The 662-nt window shown below is 73.7% G+C and carries 1 protein-coding gene; it reads right to left on the bottom strand.

Annotated features, from left to right (window positions below; translation table 11 throughout):
* A partial coding sequence (locus RNC47_RS36105) for a protein kinase domain-containing protein (RefSeq protein WP_311605083.1) occupies window positions 1-320 on the bottom strand: 320 nt, incomplete at its 3' end.
* Between the last annotated feature and the right edge of the window lie 342 nt (window positions 321-662).

The following is a 662-nucleotide window of genomic DNA, read 5'->3' as shown; positions in this document are numbered from 1 at the left end:
CCGGCCACCAGCTCCATCACGATCCAGGGGTAGCCGTCCTCGCCCGGGTCGATGATGTGGTGGACGGTGACCACGTTCGGGTGGTCGAGCCGGGCCAGCGCGCGGGCCTCGCGCAGGACCCGGGCGCGCAGGGTGCGGGCGCCCTCGGGGTCGTACTCCGCGAGCGCGGGGTCCGGGGGCCGCACCTCCTTGAGGGCGACGTCGCGGTGGAGCGCCTCGTCGCGGGCCCGCCAGACCATGCCCATGCCGCCGCTGCCGAGCCGCTCCACCAGGGTGAAGCGGCCGTCGATCACCCGCCCCGAGGGGGTTTCTGCGCTCATGCGCCGTAGCGTACGGGTGACGTACGACAGGGGGGAGCCGGGGCCGGGGATCGGTACGCGACGGGGACCTGCCGACCGAGACCGAGGTGCGCGGCAGGGGCGGGCCCAGGTGCGCGGTGAGGTCAGGCCGAGGTACGCGGCCGAGCCGGGCCCCGGTGAGTGGCGAGGTCAGGCCGAGGTGCGCTTGCGGGGCGCGGCCGTCGTCTTCTTCGTGGTGCTCCGGCCGCCGGACGACGTCTGCTTCTTGGCGGAGGAAGAGGTCGATTTGGCGGCCGCCTTCTTCCCGGTGGCCTTCTTCCCGGTGGCCTTCTTCGCGGTGGACGACGTGGACTTCTTCGTACC

This window comes from Streptomyces millisiae (genome assembly GCF_031845425.1).
Lineage (GTDB): Bacteria > Actinomycetota > Actinomycetes > Streptomycetales > Streptomycetaceae > Streptomyces > Streptomyces millisiae.
This window is presented reverse-complemented; position numbering and strand designations above follow the sequence as displayed.